The 15,859-nt window shown below is 72.3% G+C and carries 14 protein-coding genes and 1 riboswitch; of the genes, 7 read left to right on the top strand and 7 right to left on the bottom strand.

All coding sequences use genetic code 11. The features are described from left to right. Positions 1–20 precede the first annotated feature (20 nt). From rlmN to B9S64_RS24245, 4 genes are all read left to right on the top strand, one after another. Entirely contained in the window at positions 21–1,127 is a 1,107-nt protein-coding gene (gene rlmN / locus B9S64_RS24230) for a 23S rRNA (adenine(2503)-C(2))-methyltransferase RlmN (protein ID WP_028443285.1), read from the top strand. Between the two features lie 99 nt (positions 1,128–1,226). Beyond that, a riboswitch (TPP riboswitch) is annotated at positions 1,227–1,342 on the top strand. A gap of 71 nt (positions 1,343–1,413) precedes the next feature. Beyond that, positions 1,414–2,508: a thiamine ABC transporter substrate binding subunit gene (locus B9S64_RS24235; protein ID WP_103488705.1), complete on the top strand. Its 1,095-nt coding sequence runs from the start codon at positions 1,414–1,416 to the stop codon at positions 2,506–2,508. A gap of 59 nt (positions 2,509–2,567) precedes the next feature. Continuing rightward, the gene (locus B9S64_RS24240; RefSeq protein ID WP_103488720.1) at positions 2,568–4,181 is read left to right on the top strand and encodes an iron ABC transporter permease; all 1,614 of its coding nucleotides are present in this window, start codon (positions 2,568–2,570) and stop codon (positions 4,179–4,181) included. A 2-nt stretch (positions 4,182–4,183) separates the two neighbouring features. Then, positions 4,184–5,215, top strand: a complete 1,032-nt coding sequence (locus B9S64_RS24245) for an ABC transporter ATP-binding protein (protein ID WP_103488704.1) — start codon at positions 4,184–4,186, stop codon at positions 5,213–5,215. Positions 5,216–5,233: 18 nt separating this feature from the next. On the opposite strand, the gene B9S64_RS24250 is transcribed toward B9S64_RS24245, so the two are convergent. The 4 genes from B9S64_RS24250 to B9S64_RS24265 form a co-directional block, all read right to left on the bottom strand. After that, positions 5,234–6,397, bottom strand: a complete 1,164-nt coding sequence (locus tag B9S64_RS24250) for a hypothetical protein (RefSeq protein ID WP_109492110.1) — start codon at positions 6,395–6,397, stop codon at positions 5,234–5,236. Beyond that, positions 6,379–7,116 carry an ABC transporter ATP-binding protein gene (locus B9S64_RS24255; protein WP_103488516.1) on the bottom strand — a complete coding sequence of 246 codons (738 nt, stop codon included), beginning with the start codon at positions 7,114–7,116 and terminating at the stop codon, positions 6,379–6,381. The genes B9S64_RS24250 and B9S64_RS24255 overlap by 19 nt, the downstream gene beginning before the upstream one ends. Positions 7,117–7,365: 249 nt before the next feature. Then, positions 7,366–8,745 carry an aspartate aminotransferase family protein gene (locus B9S64_RS24260; protein WP_103488517.1) on the bottom strand — a complete coding sequence of 460 codons (1,380 nt, stop codon included), beginning with the start codon at positions 8,743–8,745 and terminating at the stop codon, positions 7,366–7,368. Next, positions 8,724–9,221: an Lrp/AsnC family transcriptional regulator gene (locus B9S64_RS24265; protein WP_028443292.1), complete on the bottom strand. Its 498-nt coding sequence runs from the start codon at positions 9,219–9,221 to the stop codon at positions 8,724–8,726. The genes B9S64_RS24260 and B9S64_RS24265 overlap by 22 nt, the downstream gene beginning before the upstream one ends. 177 nt (positions 9,222–9,398) lie before the next feature. Here B9S64_RS24265 and B9S64_RS24270 point away from each other — a divergent pair, with 177 nt between their 5' ends. Next, on the top strand, positions 9,399–10,838 hold the full coding sequence (locus tag B9S64_RS24270) for a gamma-aminobutyraldehyde dehydrogenase (protein WP_103488524.1): 1,440 nt from the start codon (positions 9,399–9,401) through the stop codon (positions 10,836–10,838). Between the two features lie 102 nt (positions 10,839–10,940). Here the strand turns inward: B9S64_RS24270 and B9S64_RS24275 are convergent, their stop codons facing one another. Both B9S64_RS24275 and B9S64_RS24280 read right to left on the bottom strand, forming a co-directional pair. Next, entirely contained in the window at positions 10,941–11,645 is a 705-nt protein-coding gene (locus tag B9S64_RS24275) for a glycerophosphodiester phosphodiesterase (RefSeq protein ID WP_103488518.1), read from the bottom strand. A gap of 23 nt (positions 11,646–11,668) precedes the next feature. After that, entirely contained in the window at positions 11,669–12,703 is a 1,035-nt protein-coding gene (locus B9S64_RS24280) for an adenosine deaminase (protein WP_103488519.1), read from the bottom strand. Positions 12,704–12,821: 118 nt separating this feature from the next. On the opposite strand from B9S64_RS24280, the gene B9S64_RS24285 reads away from it, so the two are divergent. Next, complete coding sequence (locus B9S64_RS24285; RefSeq protein WP_103488520.1) at positions 12,822–13,517, top strand: DUF4190 domain-containing protein; 696 nt, start codon at positions 12,822–12,824, stop codon at positions 13,515–13,517. A 49-nt stretch (positions 13,518–13,566) separates the two neighbouring features. Here the strand turns inward: B9S64_RS24285 and B9S64_RS24290 are convergent, their stop codons facing one another. Next, positions 13,567–14,106, bottom strand: coding sequence for an NADAR family protein (locus tag B9S64_RS24290; protein WP_103488525.1), 540 nt, complete (start codon positions 14,104–14,106; stop codon positions 13,567–13,569). Between the two features lie 228 nt (positions 14,107–14,334). On the opposite strand from B9S64_RS24290, the gene B9S64_RS24295 reads away from it, so the two are divergent. After that, entirely contained in the window at positions 14,335–15,849 is a 1,515-nt protein-coding gene (locus tag B9S64_RS24295; RefSeq protein ID WP_103488521.1) for a gamma-aminobutyraldehyde dehydrogenase, read from the top strand. The last annotated feature ends 10 nt before the right edge of the window (positions 15,850–15,859 follow it).

A 15,859-nucleotide genomic window follows, 5' to 3' on the forward strand; every position in this document is an offset into this window, starting at 1 on the left:
TCTGCCACACTGGAAGAACCATGCCTAAGCCCGGAGAACTCACTTTCGTCGCGCCCCGCGGAGCCAAGAAGCCCCCGCGGCACCTCGCCGACCTCACGCCCGACGAGCGCAGGGAGGCGGTCGCCGCGATCGGTGAGAAGCCCTTCCGCGCCAAGCAGCTGTCGCAGCACTACTTCGCGCGGTACGCGCACGACCCGGCCGAGTGGACGAACATCCCCGCCGGGTCGCGGGACAAGCTCGCCGAGGCGATGTTCCCCGACCTGATGTCCGTGGTGCGCCACATCAGCTGCGACGACGACACCACCCGCAAGACCCTGTGGAAGCTGCACGACGGGACGCTCGTCGAGTCCGTCCTCATGCGGTATCCGGACCGGGTGACGATGTGCATCTCCTCCCAGGCCGGCTGCGGGATGAACTGCCCGTTCTGCGCCACCGGGCAGGCCGGGCTCGACCGCAACCTGTCGACCGCGGAGATCGTCCACCAGATCGTGGACGGCATGCGCGCCCTGCGCGACGGCGAGGTCCCGGGCGGGCCCGCGCGGCTGTCCAACATCGTCTTCATGGGCATGGGCGAACCGCTGGCCAACTACAAGCGCGTCGTCGGGGCGATCCGCCGGCTGACCGACCCCGACCCGGACGGGCTCGGGCTGTCGCAGCGGGGCATCACGGTGTCCACGGTGGGCCTGGTTCCGGCCATGCTGCGTTTTGCCGACGAGGGATTCAAGTGCCGCCTCGCCGTCTCGCTGCACGCCCCGGACGACGAGCTGCGCGACACCCTCGTCCCCGTGAACACCCGCTGGAAGGTCCGGGAGGTCCTGGACGCTTCGTGGGAGTACGCGGAGAAGTCCGGCCGCCGGATCTCCATCGAGTACGCGCTGATCCGCGACATCAACGACCAGGCGTGGCGGGGCGATCTGCTCGGCCGGCTGCTCAAGGGCAAGCGGGTGCACGTCAACCTCATCCCGCTGAACCCCACGCCCGGCTCCAAGTGGACCGCGTCGCGGCCCGAGGACGAGAAGGCGTTCGTCGAGGCCATCGCGGCCCACGGGGTGCCGGTCACGGTCCGCGACACCCGCGGCCAGGAGATCGACGGCGCCTGCGGGCAGCTCGCCGCCTCCGAGCGCTGAGCCGGATCCGGCCGGGCCGCGGCGGCCCGGCCGGACGGCCGTGAACCGGCCGACGAGGCGTTTTCCGGCCGGTGTAGCCTGGCCGGGAGATTCAACTTCATATTCCGACAGGGGAGCGCCACAGCGCTGAGAGTGCGGCACCGGACACCGGTCGTCGCAGACCCTCTGAACCTCGCCCGGGTCATTCCGGGTAGGAAGTTCGGACCTTACTCAAGCTGTTGCGCCCTGCCCGCTCACCGAGCGGGCGGGGCCGCGTCTCTTCCTGGTCACCCCCAGGAGGAATCACATGAGCACCACCACGAAGTACGCGGCGACCGCCCTCGCCGCCACGCTCGGCGTCACCGCCCTCGCGGGCTGCGGCAGCTCCGACGACGCCTCCGGGACCGGGAATTCCGGCGGGTCCAAGACCGTCACGCTGGTGAGCCACGACTCCTTCGACGCCTCGGACTCCGTCCTCAAGGCGTTCACGAAGGAGACCGGCTACACGGTCAAGGTCCTCAAGAGCGGTGACGCCGGAGCCGCGCTCAACCAGGAGATCCTGACCAAGGGCTCCCCGCGCGGCGACGTCTTCTTCGGCGTCGACAACACCCTGCTCTCCCGGGCCCTGGACAACGGGCTGTTCACCCCGTACGAGGCGAAGGGCCTCGACCGGGTCGCCCCCGACGTCCAGTTGGACGCGGACAAGCACCGGGTCACCCCCGTGGACACCGGCGACATCTGCGTCAACTACGACGTGAAGTACTTCGCCGACAAGAAGCTCGACCCGCCGGCGTCCTTCGACGACCTGCTGAAGCCCGCGTACAAGGACCTCCTCGTCACCGAGAACGCCGCGACCTCCTCGCCCGGCCTCGGCTTCCTGCTGGGCACCGTCGCCACCTACGGCGACAGCGGCTACCAGGACTACTGGAAGAAGCTGAAGGCCAACGGCGTCAAGGTCGTCGACGGCTGGGAGCAGGCCTACAACGAGGAGTTCTCCGGCTCCGCGGGCGGCAGGAAGGCCGGTGCCGACCGGCCGCTCGTCGTCTCGTACGCCTCCAGCCCGCCCGTCGAGGTGCTGTACGCCGATCCGCAGCCCGAGAAGGCGCCGACCGGGGTCGCCACCGGCACCTGCTTCCGGCAGATCGAGTTCGCCGGACTGCTCGACGGCGCGAAGAACCAGGCGGGCGGGAAGGCACTGCTGGACTTCCTGATCAGCAAGCCGTTCCAGGAGGACATGCCGCTGAAGATGTTCGTGAACCCCGTCGCGAAGGACGCCGCGCTGCCCGAGCTCTTCACCGAGTTCGGCGCGCAGGCCGCGAAGCCCGCGACGGTGGCCCCGGACAAGATCGCCGAGCACCGTGAGCAGTGGGTCCGGTCGTGGTCCTCGATCACCGTGAAGTAGCCGTGCCCGCCGCACGCCGCGGCGGGCGACGGCGGGACGGCGCGCTGCGGCTCGGCCTGATGGCCGTGCCCGTGGCCTTCTTCGCGCTGTTCTTCGCCTACCCCGTCGCGGCGATCGTCGGCCGCGGGCTGAAGGCGGACGGCGCCTGGCAGTGGGGCCGGGCCGGCGAGGTGCTGACCCGGCCGGACCTCCTGGACGTCCTGTGGTTCACTACCTGGCAGGCGCTCGCCTCGACCGCGCTCACCCTGCTGATCGCACTGCCGGGCGCCTATGTCTTCGCCCGCTTCGACTTCCCCGGCAAACAGCTGCTGCGCGCCGTCGTCACGGTGCCGTTCGTGCTGCCCACGGTCGTCGTGGGCACGGCCTTCCTGGCGCTCCTGGGGCGCGGCGGACTGCTCGACGACTTGTGGGGCGTACGGCTGGACACCACGGTGTGGGCGATCCTGCTCGCCCACGTGTTCTTCAACTACGCGGTCGTCGTACGGACCGTCGGCGGTCTCTGGGCGCAGCTCGACCCCCGCCAGGAGGAGGCCGCACGGGTGCTCGGCGCCGGGCGCCTGGCCGCCTGGCGGCGGGTGACCCTGCCCGCGCTGGCCCCCGCCGTGGCCGCCGCCGCGCTGATGGTCTTCCTCTTCACCTTCACCTCCTTCGGCGCCGTCCAGATCCTCGGCGGCCCCTCCTACTCCACGCTGGAGGTGGAGATCTACCGGCAGACCGCCCAGCTGCTCGACCTGCCGACGGCCGCCGTGCTCACCCTGGTCCAGTTCGCCGCGGTCGGCGCGATCCTCGCCGTGCACGCGTGGACCGTGCGGCGCAGGGAGACGGCCCTGCGGCTGGTGGACCCGGCGCAGACCTCCCGGCCGCCCCGCGGCGCCGGACAGCGGGCCCTGCTCGGCGGGGTGCTGCTGACCCTCGCGCTGCTGGTCGTGCTGCCGCTCGGCGTCCTGGTGGAACGCTCCCTGGACACCTCCGGCGGGTACGGCTTCGGCTTCTACCGCGCGCTCCAGTCCGCCGAGGCGAGCGGCTCCACCTTCCTGGTGCCGCCGCTGGAGGCCATCGGGAACTCGCTGGAGTACGCGCTGGCCGCGACCGCCATCGCCCTGGTGATCGGCGGGCTCGCGGCGGCGGCGCTCACCAGGCGCGCCGGGCGGCTGGTACGCGGCTTCGACGCGCTGCTGATGCTGCCGCTCGGCGTCTCCGCGGTCACCGTCGGCTTCGGTTTCCTGATCACCCTGGACAAGCCCCCGCTCGATCTGCGGACGAGCTGGATCCTCGTACCGCTCGCCCAGGCGCTGGTCGGCGTGCCCTTCGTCGTGCGGACCATGCTGCCGGTGCTGCGGGCCGTGGACGAACGGCTGCGGGAGGCCGCCGCCGTCCTCGGCGCCTCGCCGCTGCGCGCCTGGCGGGAGGTGGACCTGCCGCTGGTGCGCCGGGCGGTGCTGGTCGCCGCCGGCTTCGCGTTCGCCGTCTCGCTGGGCGAGTTCGGCGCGACCGTGTTCATCGCACGGCCCGACAACCCCACGCTCCCGGTCGCGGTGGCGCGGCTGCTGGGGCGCTCCGGCGAGCTCAACTACGGCCAGGCGATGGCCCTCAGCACGATCCTGATGCTCGTCTGCGCGGCGTCGCTGCTGCTGCTGGAACGTATCCGCACCGACCGATCCGGGGAGTTCTGAGCATGCTGGCACTGGAGTCGGCCACGGTCAGGTTCGGGAAGCGGACCGCCCTGGACGCGGTGGACCTGGAGGTCGCCGACCACGAGATCGTCTGTGTGCTGGGGCCCAGCGGCAGCGGCAAGTCCACCCTGCTGCGGGCGGTGGCCGGGCTCCAGCCGCTGGACGGCGGCCGGGTGCTCCTCGACGGCCAGGACCAGGGCGCGGTGCCCGTGCACCGGCGCGGGGTCGGGCTGATGTTCCAGGACCACCAGCTCTTCCCGCACCGGGACGTCGCCGCCAACGTCGCCTTCGGGCTGCGGATGCGCGGTGTGCCCCGGGCCGAGCGGGACGACCGGGCCGGTGAACTCCTCGACATGGTCGGCCTGCCAGGCGCCGGACGGCGGGCCGTGGCCGCGCTCTCCGGCGGTGAGCAGCAGCGGGTTGCCCTGGCCCGCGCCCTGGCCCCGAGGCCGAGACTGCTGATGCTGGACGAGCCCCTCGGACAGCTGGACCGGAGCCTGCGCGAACGCCTGGTGGTCGAACTGCGTTCCCTGTTCGGCCGGTTGGGTACGACGGTGCTCGCCGTGACCCATGATCAGGGCGAGGCCTTCGCGCTCGCCGACCGGGTGGTGGTGATGCGGGACGGCCGGATCACCCAGACCGGGAGCCCGCTGGAGGTCTGGCAGCGGCCCGCCTCCGCCTTTGTCGCCCGGTTCCTCGGCTTCGACAACGTGGTGGAGGCGAGCGTCGGCGGGGGCGCGGCGGACACCGTCTGGGGCAAGGTGCCGGTGCCGGACGGCTCGCCCGAGGGCCGGTGCGACCTGCTGGTCCGGCCCGCCGGGGTGCGGATCGGCGCCCCGGACACCGGGCTGCGCTGCACCGTGGGCGTACGGACCTTCCGGGGCCACCACGTCACCGTCCTCCTGTACCCGGACGACGGCCCCGCCCTGGAGGCGGAGTGCACGCTGCGCGACACCCCCGTGGAAGGGGCCGTGGTCGGCGTCGAGTTCGACCCGTCCGAGACCGTGGTGCTGCCCCCGGCCGACCGCCTCTGACCGCGCGGCCCCGGCGGATCAGCCCGCCAGAGGCAGTGCGGCCAGCTCCGCGACCACCCAGGTCAGCGGGGCGAACACGGCCAGCAGCACCGCCGCGCGCAGCGCCGTGGCGGCGCGCAGGGCGGACGGCGGGGCGCCGATCCGCAGCACCGCCTCGGTCGTGCGGGCCCGCGCCTGCTTGGCCTCCAGGGCGGAGGTCAGCAGCGTGGCGCCCGTACAGCCCAGCACCAGCACCGCGCCCAACGCCGTGAGCGGGCCGAACGGGCGCGGCTCGCCGGTGTACAGCACCGACGCGGCGATCACCCCCGACAGCACCGCGCACACGACGCCCAGCGGACGGCCGACGCGGCGTGCCTCGTCCATCAGGACCCGCCCCGCCAGCAGCCGGACGGCCCCGGGGCGCACCGCCTGGAGGAGCTTGCCGCAGAGGTAGGTCACACCGGGGCCGGCCATGGCCAGACCGATCGCCGTGAGGGTCCATCCCACCAGCACGCTCGCCGGGGCGGAGTCGAGCCTGCCGGGCAGCGGGAGCGGGTTGCCCGCCGAGCCCCGGCTGCCGTACGCCTCCACCGCGAGGCCGGCCGCCGCCAGGGCCACGCCCCAGGGCAGCCCCGTCGGCGCGGGTGCCGGGGCGAGCCGCTCCTCGGCCTCCGGGGCGCCGGACGGCGCGCCGGGCCGGGAGCGCAGCGCCAGCCCGCTGGCCGCCGCCGACGCCAGCGGTACCAGCGCCAGCAGCGTCAGGGCCGCGGCGAGGGGCAGCGGGGTTCCGGCGCCCAGGAACGCGGCGGCGCCCCCGTCGAAGGGCAGCCCGGCGAGGTCGCCGCGCAGATGCAGGAAGCAGAGCAGCGCCACCACCGAGCCCAGCGTGGTGGACACCGCCGTGGACACGGCCGCCAGCGCTCCGAGCCGGGCCGGGCCCATGCCGGCGGCGAAGAGCCCCGGCCGCGGCCGGGTGCTGGGGTCCGTACGCGCGATCGCGACGGCCAGCTGGACGGTCGCGGCCAGCGGGACGGCGCACCACAGCAGCCGCAGGACCGAACTCGACGCGTGGGCCGGATGCCCGGAGGCGTATCCGAGGGTGCACAGGAGGAGGAAGCCGACCCCGGCCGACGCGGCGGCCAGCAGCAGCCGCCGCACCAGCACCAGGGGGTGCGAACCGCGGGTCAGACGGAGAGCGAGCACGCCGAGGCGCCTTCCGTGTCGGCCACGGCGGGCAGGGAGACGGTGGTGACGCGGCGGCCGTCCAGCAGACAGACCGTACGGTCGGCAAGGGCGGCGATCTCGGCGTCATGGGTGGCGAGCACGACCGTGATGCCGTGCGAGCGTGCCGCGGTGGTCAGGGTGCGCAGCAGTTGGGCGCGCTCGGCCCGGTGCAGCGTGGCGGTGGGCTCGTCGGCGAAGATCACGGCCGGCGAGGCGGCCAGCGCACGGGCCACCGAGATCCGCCGGCGCTGCGACTGGACCAGGGCGTGCGGCCGCTTCTTCGCGAGCGGGCCGATGTCCAGGCGCTCCAGCCACTCGGTCGCGGCCTTCCTCGCCGCCCGGTGCGAGACGCCCCGCAGCAGCAGCGGAAGCGCCGTGTTCTCCCAGGCGGTGAGCTCCGGTACGAGGTCCGGTTCGGCGCCGATCCAGCCGAACCGGTCGCGGCGCAGCTGTTCGCGCAGCCGGGGACCCATGGTGTGCACCGGGACGCTGTTGAACCAGACCTCGCCCTCCTGGGGCACGAGCTGTCCGGAGAGGCAGTGCAGCAGCGTCGTCTTGCCGCTGCCGCGCGGGCCGGTCACGGCGAGGACCTCGCCGTCGCGGACACCGAGGGAGACACCGCCGAGCCCCGGGGATCCGTTGTGGGAGTGGTGCAGGGAACGTGCCCAGATCACGTCGTTGTCGGGCGGGGCCACCATGCGTACACCTCGGTTCCGGATCAGATTTCCTCATCCCCCGTTCGGGGGAACGGGGACATGGCCGATCGGTCACTCGGCACGCTAGGCAGCCGGACCGGGGTGTCGGGACAGTACGTGGCCCGCACGCCGCCCTTCTCACTCGAACGGGTGAAATTCGCGCCCTGTGGGTGGCAGGACGGTGGCAGGACGGCCGCAGGGCCCCGGCGGTCGGCCGGGGCCCCACGGCCACGTCGTCACGTCGTCACGCCGTCAGAGCTTCGCCCACGCCTCGGTGAGGACGCCGCGCAGGATGCCCTCGATCTCGTCGAACGTCGAACGGTCGGAGATCAGCGGCGGCGCGAGCTGGATCACCGGGTCGCCGCGGTCGTCGGCCCGGCAGTACAGGCCGTTCTCGTACAGCGCGTGGGAGAGGAAGCCGTACAGGACGCGCTCGGTCTCCTCGGCGTCGAACGTCTCCTTGGTCGCCTTGTCCTTCACCAGCTCGATGCCGTAGAAGAAGCCGTTGCCCCGGACGTCGCCGACGATCGGCAGGTCGTGGAGCCTGCTCAGGGTGGTGAGGAAGGCGTGCTCGTTGTCCAGGACGTGCTGGTTGAGGCCCTCGCGCTCGAAGATGTCGAGGTTGGCGAGCGCGACCGCGGCGGAGACCGGGTGGCCGCCGAAGGTGTAGCCGTGCAGGAAGGTGTTGTCGCCCTCGTAGAACGGCTCGGCCAGCCGGTCGGAGATGACACAGGCCCCGATGGGGGAGTAGCCCGAGGTCATGCCCTTGGCGCAGGTGATCATGTCCGGCACGTAGTCGAACTTGTCGCAGGCGAACATCGTGCCCAGCCGGCCGAAGGCGCAGATGACCTCGTCCGACACGAGCAGGACGTCGTGCCGGTCGCAGATCTCGCGCACCCGCCGGAAGTAGCCGGGCGGCGGCGGGAAGCAGCCGCCGGCGTTCTGCACCGGCTCCAGGAACACCGCGGCGACGGTGTCCGCGCCCTCGAAGAGGATCTGCTGCTCGATCTGGTCGGCGGCCCAGCGGCCGAACGCCTCCGGGTCGTCGCCGAAGAGCGGCGCACGGTAGATGTTGGTGTTCGCCACCTTGTGCGCACCCGGCACCAGCGGCTCGAACGGGGCCTTGAGCGCGGGCAGTCCGGTGATCGACAGGGCGCCCTGCGGGGTGCCGTGGTAGGCGACGGCCCGCGAGATCACCTTGTGCTTGGCCGGCTTGCCGGTGAGCTTGAAGTACTGCTTGGCCAGCTTCCACGCCGTCTCGACGGCCTCGCCGCCGCCGGTGGTGAAGAAGACCTTGTTGAGGTCGCCGGGAGCGTGGCCGGCCAGCCGCTCGGCCAGTTCGACGGCCTTGGGGTGGGCGTAGGACCACACCGGGAAGAAGGCCAGCTCCCGCGCCTGCTCGTACGCCGCCTCGGCCAGCTCGCGGCGGCCGTGCCCGGCGTTGACCACGAACAGGCCGGAGAGGCCGTCGAGGTAGCGCTTGCCCCGGTCGTCGTAGATGTAGGTGCCCTCACCACGGACCATGGTGGGTACGGGCGCGTCCGCGTAGTCGGACATACGGGTGAAGTGCATCCACAGGTGGTCGTACGCGGTTCGGCTGAGGTCCTTGCTCACGGCTGTCGGGTTCCCCACATGTAGGTCTGCTTCTTGAGCTTGAGGTAGACGAAGCTTTCGGTGGAGCGCACGCCGGGGACGGCCCGGATGCGGGTGTTGATCGTCTCCAGCAGGTGGTCGTCGTCCTCGCAGACGATCTCCACCATCAGGTCGAAGGAGCCCGCGGTCATCACCACGTACTCGCACTCGCTCATGGCCGACAGGGCCTCGGCCACCGGGTCGAGGTCCCCCTCGACGTTGATGCCGACCATCGCCTGGCGCATCAGGCCCACGGTGAGCGGGTCGGTGACGGCCACGATCTGCATCACGCCCTGGTCGAGCAGTTTCTGCACCCGCTGGCGCACCGCCGCCTCGGAGAGGCCCACGGCCTTGCCGATCGCGGCGTAGGGACGGCGTCCGTCCTCCTGGAGCTGTTCGATGATCGCGAGGGAGACGGCGTCGACCGCCGTCGACGGTCCGTGCCCTGTTCTGGAGTCTGCGTTACGGGTGGCCACCCACCCACTCTGCACCGCGACTCGTCTGTCTGGCAAGCGTAAACCGATGAAATCCGTTGTCCTGGAGCCAGAATCTCACTGAATCCGTAGGTGACGGTGGGTGGGTATGTCGAAAGCGTCACCGGACCGTCTAGGGTGGGTGTCTCACCCATCGGACAGCCGACAGGAGGGGTGGTCGTGACCACCGAGGTGCGCCGTCTGCGCAACTACATCGACGGAGAGTTCCGGGACGCCGCGGACGGGCGGACCACCGACGTGGTCAACCCGGTGACGGAGGAGGTCTACGCGACCGCCCCGCTCTCCGGCCAGGCCGACGTCGACGCCGCCATGGAGGCGGCCGCCGCCGCGTTCCCCGCGTGGCGGGACGTGACGCCCGCCGAGCGCCAGAGGGCGCTGCTGAAGATCGCCGACGCCTTCGAGGAGCGGGCGGAGGACCTCATCGCGGCGGAGTCGGAGAACACCGGCAAGCCGCTGGGGCTCACCCGCACCGAAGAGATCCCGCCGATGGTCGACCAGATCCGGTTCTTCGCCGGTGCGGCCCGGATGCTCGAAGGCCGGTCGGCCGGGGAGTACATGGAGGGCCTGACCTCGATCGTCCGCCGCGAGCCGGTGGGCGTCTGCGCGCAGGTCGCCCCGTGGAACTACCCGATGATGATGGCCGTGTGGAAGTTCGCCCCGGCGCTGGCCGCGGGCAACACCGTCGTCATCAAGCCGTCCGACACCACCCCGGCCTCCACGGTGCTGATGGCCGAGATCATCGGGCAGATCCTCCCCAAGGGCGTCTTCAACGTCCTGTGCGGGGACCGCGACACGGGTCGCGCGATGGTGGAGCACCCGGTCCCGGCGATGGCCTCCATCACCGGTTCGGTGCGGGCCGGCATGCAGGTCGCCGAGTCGGCGGCCAAGGACCTCAAGCGGGTCCACCTGGAGCTCGGCGGCAAGGCCCCGGTCGTGGTGTTCGAGGACGCCGACATCGCCACGGCCGTCGCCGGCATCTCCGAGGCGGGCTACTTCAACGCCGGCCAGGACTGCACGGCGGCGACCCGCGTCCTGGTCCACGAGTCCGTCCACGACGCGTTCGTCACCGCGCTCGCCAAGGCGGCGGCCGACACGAAGACGGGCCTCCCGGACGACGAGGACGTGCTGTACGGACCGCTGAACAACGCGAACCAGCTGGCGCAGGTCAGCGGCTTCGTCGAGCGGCTCCCCGCGCACGCCCGGGTCGAGGCCGGCGGCCACCGGGTCGGCGACAAGGGGTACTTCTACGCCCCGACCGTCGTCTCCGGGCTCAAGCAGGACGACGAGATCATCCAGCACGAGGTCTTCGGGCCCGTCATCACCGTCCAGTCCTTCACGGACGAGGCCCAGGCGCTCACCTACGCCAACGGTGTGGAGTACGCGCTGGCCTCCTCGGTGTGGACCAAGGACCACGCCCGCGCGATGCGCATGTCCAAGAACCTGGACTTCGGCTGTGTGTGGATCAACACCCACATCCCGCTCGTCGCCGAGATGCCGCACGGCGGATTCAAGAAGTCCGGGTACGGCAAGGACCTCTCGGCGTACGGCTTCGAGGACTACACCCGCGTCAAGCACGTCATGACGTCCCTCGACGGCTGATCCGGCCGGTCCGCGTTCCCACGGCCCCGGGCTGCCGCCCGGGGCCGTTCGCGTACCCGGCGGGCCGTCACGGGCACCGGTGCGGGCCCGCGGCCCCGGCCGTCAGGCGTCCGTGCGGCGAGCGGGGCCGTCGAGCAGGGCGCGAAGGGCGTCGATCCGGTTGGTGGTGATCGAGTCGACGCCGCATCCGGTCAGCCGGCGCATCGTCCGCCGGGTGTCCGCCGTCCAGACGGAGACCAGCAGCCCGTCCGCATGGATCCGGGCGGCCAGCTCACGGTTCATCAGCCCGAAACGGTAGTTCAGCCAGCGCGGCCGGACGGCTTCCAGCAGGACGGGGCGCGGCGGGGCCGATGTCGTCCAGGTCAGCGCGATCTCCGCGGCCGGGTCGGCCTCGCGCACCCGCAGCATGGCCGCCGTGTCCGCGCAGTAGTACACGCGCTCGGCCGCCCCGCAGTCATGGACCGCCCCCACGATCCGCCGCACCGAGGCGTCGGTCGATCCGGGCAGGTCGAGCATGAGCCGGCGGGACCCGGCCGCGGCCAGCGCCTCGCGCAGGGCCGGGACCCCGCCGCCGGTCCGCTCGGTCAACTCCCGGTGGCTGAGCCGGTCGAGCCGGACGTCCTGGCCCCACAGGCGCTCCAGCGTGGAGTCGTGCAGCAGGACGGGCACCCCGTCGCGGGTGACCCGGACATCGACCTCGACCGCGTCCGCCCCCCGCTCGACGGCGGACCGGACCGAGCGGAGGGTGTTCTCACGGGCGCGGTAGGGATCGCCGCGGTGGGCCACGGCGGTGACGGTGCTGACCATGGGCCCATTGTGACGGCAGGAGGTCACCGCCCGGGAGCGGCCGCCCAGTTCTCCGTGTACGTGTCGATCTCGGCGGCCAGCGCCCGCTTGCCCGCCGGGTCCAGGAACGAGGCCTCCACGGCGTTCTTGGCCAGCGCCGCCAGTCCGCGTTCGTCCAGGTCCAGTAGCCGGGCGGCCACGGCGTACTCGTTGTTGAGGTCGGTGCCGAACATGGGCGGGTCGTCGCTGTTGACGGTGATCAGGACCCCTGCCTCGGCCATCTCCCGCACCGGGTGCTGATCGATCTCGGCGACCGCCCGGGTCGCGATGTTCGAGGTGGGGCAGACCTCCAGGGCGATCCGGTGCTCCGCGAGGTGGGCCAGCAGCTTCGGGTCCCGCACCGAGCTGGTGCCGTGGCCCACGCGCTCGGCGCGCAGGAACGTCAGCGCGTCCCAGACGGTCTGCGGGCCGGTGGTCTCCCCGGCGTGCGGGACGGAGTGCAGCCCCTCGGCGATGGCCCGGTCGAAATAGGGCTTGAACTGCGGGCGGTCCACCCCGATCTCGGGACCGCCGAGACCGAAGGAGACGAGCCCCTCGGGCCGCAGGTCCACCGCGAGCCGGGTGGTCTCCTCGGCGGCCTCCAGTCCCGCCTCGCCGGGGATGTCGAAGCACCAGCGCAGCACGACGCCCAACTCCGCCTCGGCGGCCTTGCGGGCGTCCTCGATCGCCTCCATGAAGCCCGCTTCCGGAATGCCGCGCCGGGTCGAACTGAACGGCGTGACCGTCAGCTCCGCGTACCTGATGTTCTGCCGTGCCATGTCCCGGGCGATCTCGAACGTCAGCAGCCGGACGTCCTCCGGAGTGCGGATCAGGTCCACCACCGAGAGGTACACGTCGATGAAGTGCCCGAAGTCGGTGAACGTGAAGAAGTCCGACAGCGCCTCCGGGGCGGTGGGGACGGCGGAGTCGGGGTGGCGGGCCGCCAGTTCGGCCACGATGCGGGGCGAGGCCGAGCCGACGTGGTGCACGTGGAGCTCGGCCTTGGGCAGCCCCGCGATGAAGGGGAACAGCTCGTTCATCGGATCTCCCGGATCTCAGGTCGTGGGCCGGGAGCACCGGCCGCACCGATCATCGTATGCGGGGCCTGCGGGCCCGGTGCCGGGCCGTAGCATGGCGGGACCACGATGGGGGAGGCCCATGTCAGACAACACACAGCAGCCCGGGGGCGGACCCGCGCCGCACGACCCGTGGGCGCCGCCGGAGAACAGGGTGGAACTGGGCAAGCCCACCGGTGCCCCCCGGCCGCCGGGCGTGCACGACCAGCCGACAGTCACCGCCGCCCCGGGCCCGGACCCGGGCGCCGGGCCGATGCCCGCGCCCCCGGCCGGAGGCTTCGCCCCGCCTCCCGGCGGTGACGTACCCCCGCCGCCGGTCGCACCGAACGGACCGGGATGGTCCGGGGCGCAGTACGGCTACCCGGCCACGCCCCCCGCTCCCGCGCCCGCCCCGCCGTACGCCGGCTACCCGGGATACCCCGGGTACGGGGGCCAGCCGGCCTGGGGCGGACCGGCACCCGCCAACGGCCTCGGCGTCGCCGCGATGGTGCTCGGCATCGTCGGGGTGGTCGGCTTCTGCATGTGGGGGATCGGCATCGTCCTCGGCGTCCTCGCGCTGGTCTTCGGCATCGTCGGACACGGCCGGGTCAAGCGCGGCGAGGCGGACAACGGCGGAATGGCGCTCGCCGGGATCATTCTCGGATCGGTCTCGATCGTGATCGGCGGCGTCTTCCTCGTCCTCCTCATCATCGGTGTCACCGACGGCGGTTCGAGCGGCGAGGAGTACGGGTACGACGACCCGTTCGCCACCTCCCTGGTCGTCGGCGCCGGACGCTGAGGGCTGTCCCGGGCCCGCCGGACCGTGTCCCGGCCGGCGGGCCCGCGCCTCATGCCTCCCGCAGCCGCGCACGCGCCTCCATGAGCGCGAAGCCCAGCAGGTTCAGCCCCCGCCAGGAGGCCGGGTCGGCCGCCCGGGGATCGTCCGCCGCGAGGCCGATGCCCCAGATCCGGTCCCTCGGGCTCGCCTCGACCAGCACCCGCTCACCGGTGCCCAGGAGATAGTCCCGCAGCGCCGGATCCTGGCCGAACTTGTGCGCGCTGCCCGCCACCACCAGGGCGAAGCGCTCCCGCCGCCAGACGTCGTCGTCGAAGCCCCCGACCAGCCTGCCCACCGCCTTGGCCTGCGCCGGGCCGCGCGCGGCCACGGCCCGCGCCTCGGCCTCCGCGTCGCCGAACAGCCGGGCCTTGCCGGCTATCATCCAGTGCTCGGCCGTCGCGTACCGCACACCGTCCACCGTGAACGGCGAGGGCCACCACTGGCTGAGGCAGCCCGTCCCGAGCTGTCCGTCCGCACGGGGCCGATGCCCCCAGAACGCCAGGTACTTCACGCGCCCGCCCCGCGCCGACCGTGCCAGCAGCTCGTCCATGTACGTCTGTTCCATGGCCTGTTCCATGGCAGCCGAGTCTGTCACCCGGCTCTGACACCGGGCCCGGGATTTCCTTGCCCCCGTATCGCGGCCTTCGATAGATTCCGTCGCGTAATCAAATGGCAACAACGGAATCACTTGTTGATGAAGGGTGTCTCTGTCAGGATCGGCAGTCAATTCGGCAAGAAGCTACGTCGTCCGGTCACCAGCGCGGTACGGGAGAACGTCATGGGCACAGGCTTCGAGGTGGCGGACCGTTTCGCGGACGGGTCGCAGTTCATCGGCGGGCGGCCGCGGCCCGGCACGTCGGGCCGGTACCAGGAGGTGGTGGACCCCGCGACGGGCGCCCGGGTCCACCGCTACGAGACGGCCGGCACCGACGACGTCGACGCCGCGGTCGCCGCCGCCCGTGCCGCCTACCCCGGCTGGGCGGGGGCCACCCCCGCCGAGCGGTCCGGCCTGCTGCACCGCTTCGCGGGCGTACTCGACGCCAGGGCCGCCGACCTCGCGTACGCCGAATCGCTCCAGTGCGGTAAACCCGTCAAGCTCTCCAGCGGGTTCGACGTCCCCGGCACCATCGACAACACCGCCTTCTTCGCCGGTGCCGCGCGCCGTCTGGAAGGGACGGCGGCCGCCGAGTACAGCGGTGACCACACCTCCTGCGTACGCCGCGAGCCCCTCGGGGTCGTCGGCTCCGTCGCACCGTGGAACTACCCGCTCCAGATGGCCGCCTGGAAGATCCTCCCGGCGATCGCCGCGGGCAACACCGTCGTCCTCAAGCCGGCCGAGATCACCCCGCTCACCTCGCTGATGTTCGCCCAGGCGGCCACCGACGCCGGGATCCCGGACGGAGTGGTCAACATCGTGGCCGGCACCGGACCGGACGCCGGTGAGCACCTCGTCGGCCATCCCGACGTCCGGATGATCTCCTTCACCGGTTCCACGGACGTCGGCAGGCGGGTCGCCGCGCTCGCGGGCCCCACCGTCAAGCGGCTGCACCTGGAACTGGGCGGCAAGGCCCCCTTCCTGGTGTTCGACGACGCCGACCTGGACGCGGCGGTCCACGGGGCGGTCGCGGCGGCGCTGATCAACACCGGCCAGGACTGCACGGCCGCCACCCGCGCCTACGTCCAGCGCCCCCTGTACGACGCGTTCGTGAGCGGTGTGGCCGGACTGATGGAGACCGTCCGGCTCGGCGACCCCTTCGACCCCGCGACCGACCTCGGCCCGCTGGTCAGCCACCGGCACCGCGACCGCGTCGCCGGATTCGTCGAACGGGCGCGGGCGTACGCCACGGTCGTCACCGGCGGCGAGGCACCCGGCGGCGACCTGGCGGACGGCGCCTACTACCGGCCCACGCTCATCACAGGCGCCGCCCAGGACAGCGAGGCCGTCCGCGCGGAGATCTTCGGCCCGGTCCTGGTCGTCCTGCCCTTCGACACCGACGACGAGGGCATCCGCCTCGCGAACGACACCCCCTACGGACTCGCCGCCTCCGCCTGGAGCCGCGGCCTGTACCGGGCGAACCGCGCCACCCGGGAGATCAGGGCGGGCTGCGTGTGGATCAACGACCACATCCCGATCGTCAGCGAGATGCCGCACGGCGGCTACCGGGCCAGCGGTTACGGCAAGGACATGTCGTCGTACTCCTTCGAGGAGTACACACAGGTCAAGCACGTCATGTACGACAACACCGCGGTGGCCCGGAAGGACTGGCACCGCACCGTCTTCGGGGACCGATAAGAGGCCGCCG

The organism is Streptomyces sp. SM18 (assembly GCF_002910775.2).
GTDB classification, from domain to species: domain Bacteria; phylum Actinomycetota; class Actinomycetes; order Streptomycetales; family Streptomycetaceae; genus Streptomyces; species Streptomyces halstedii.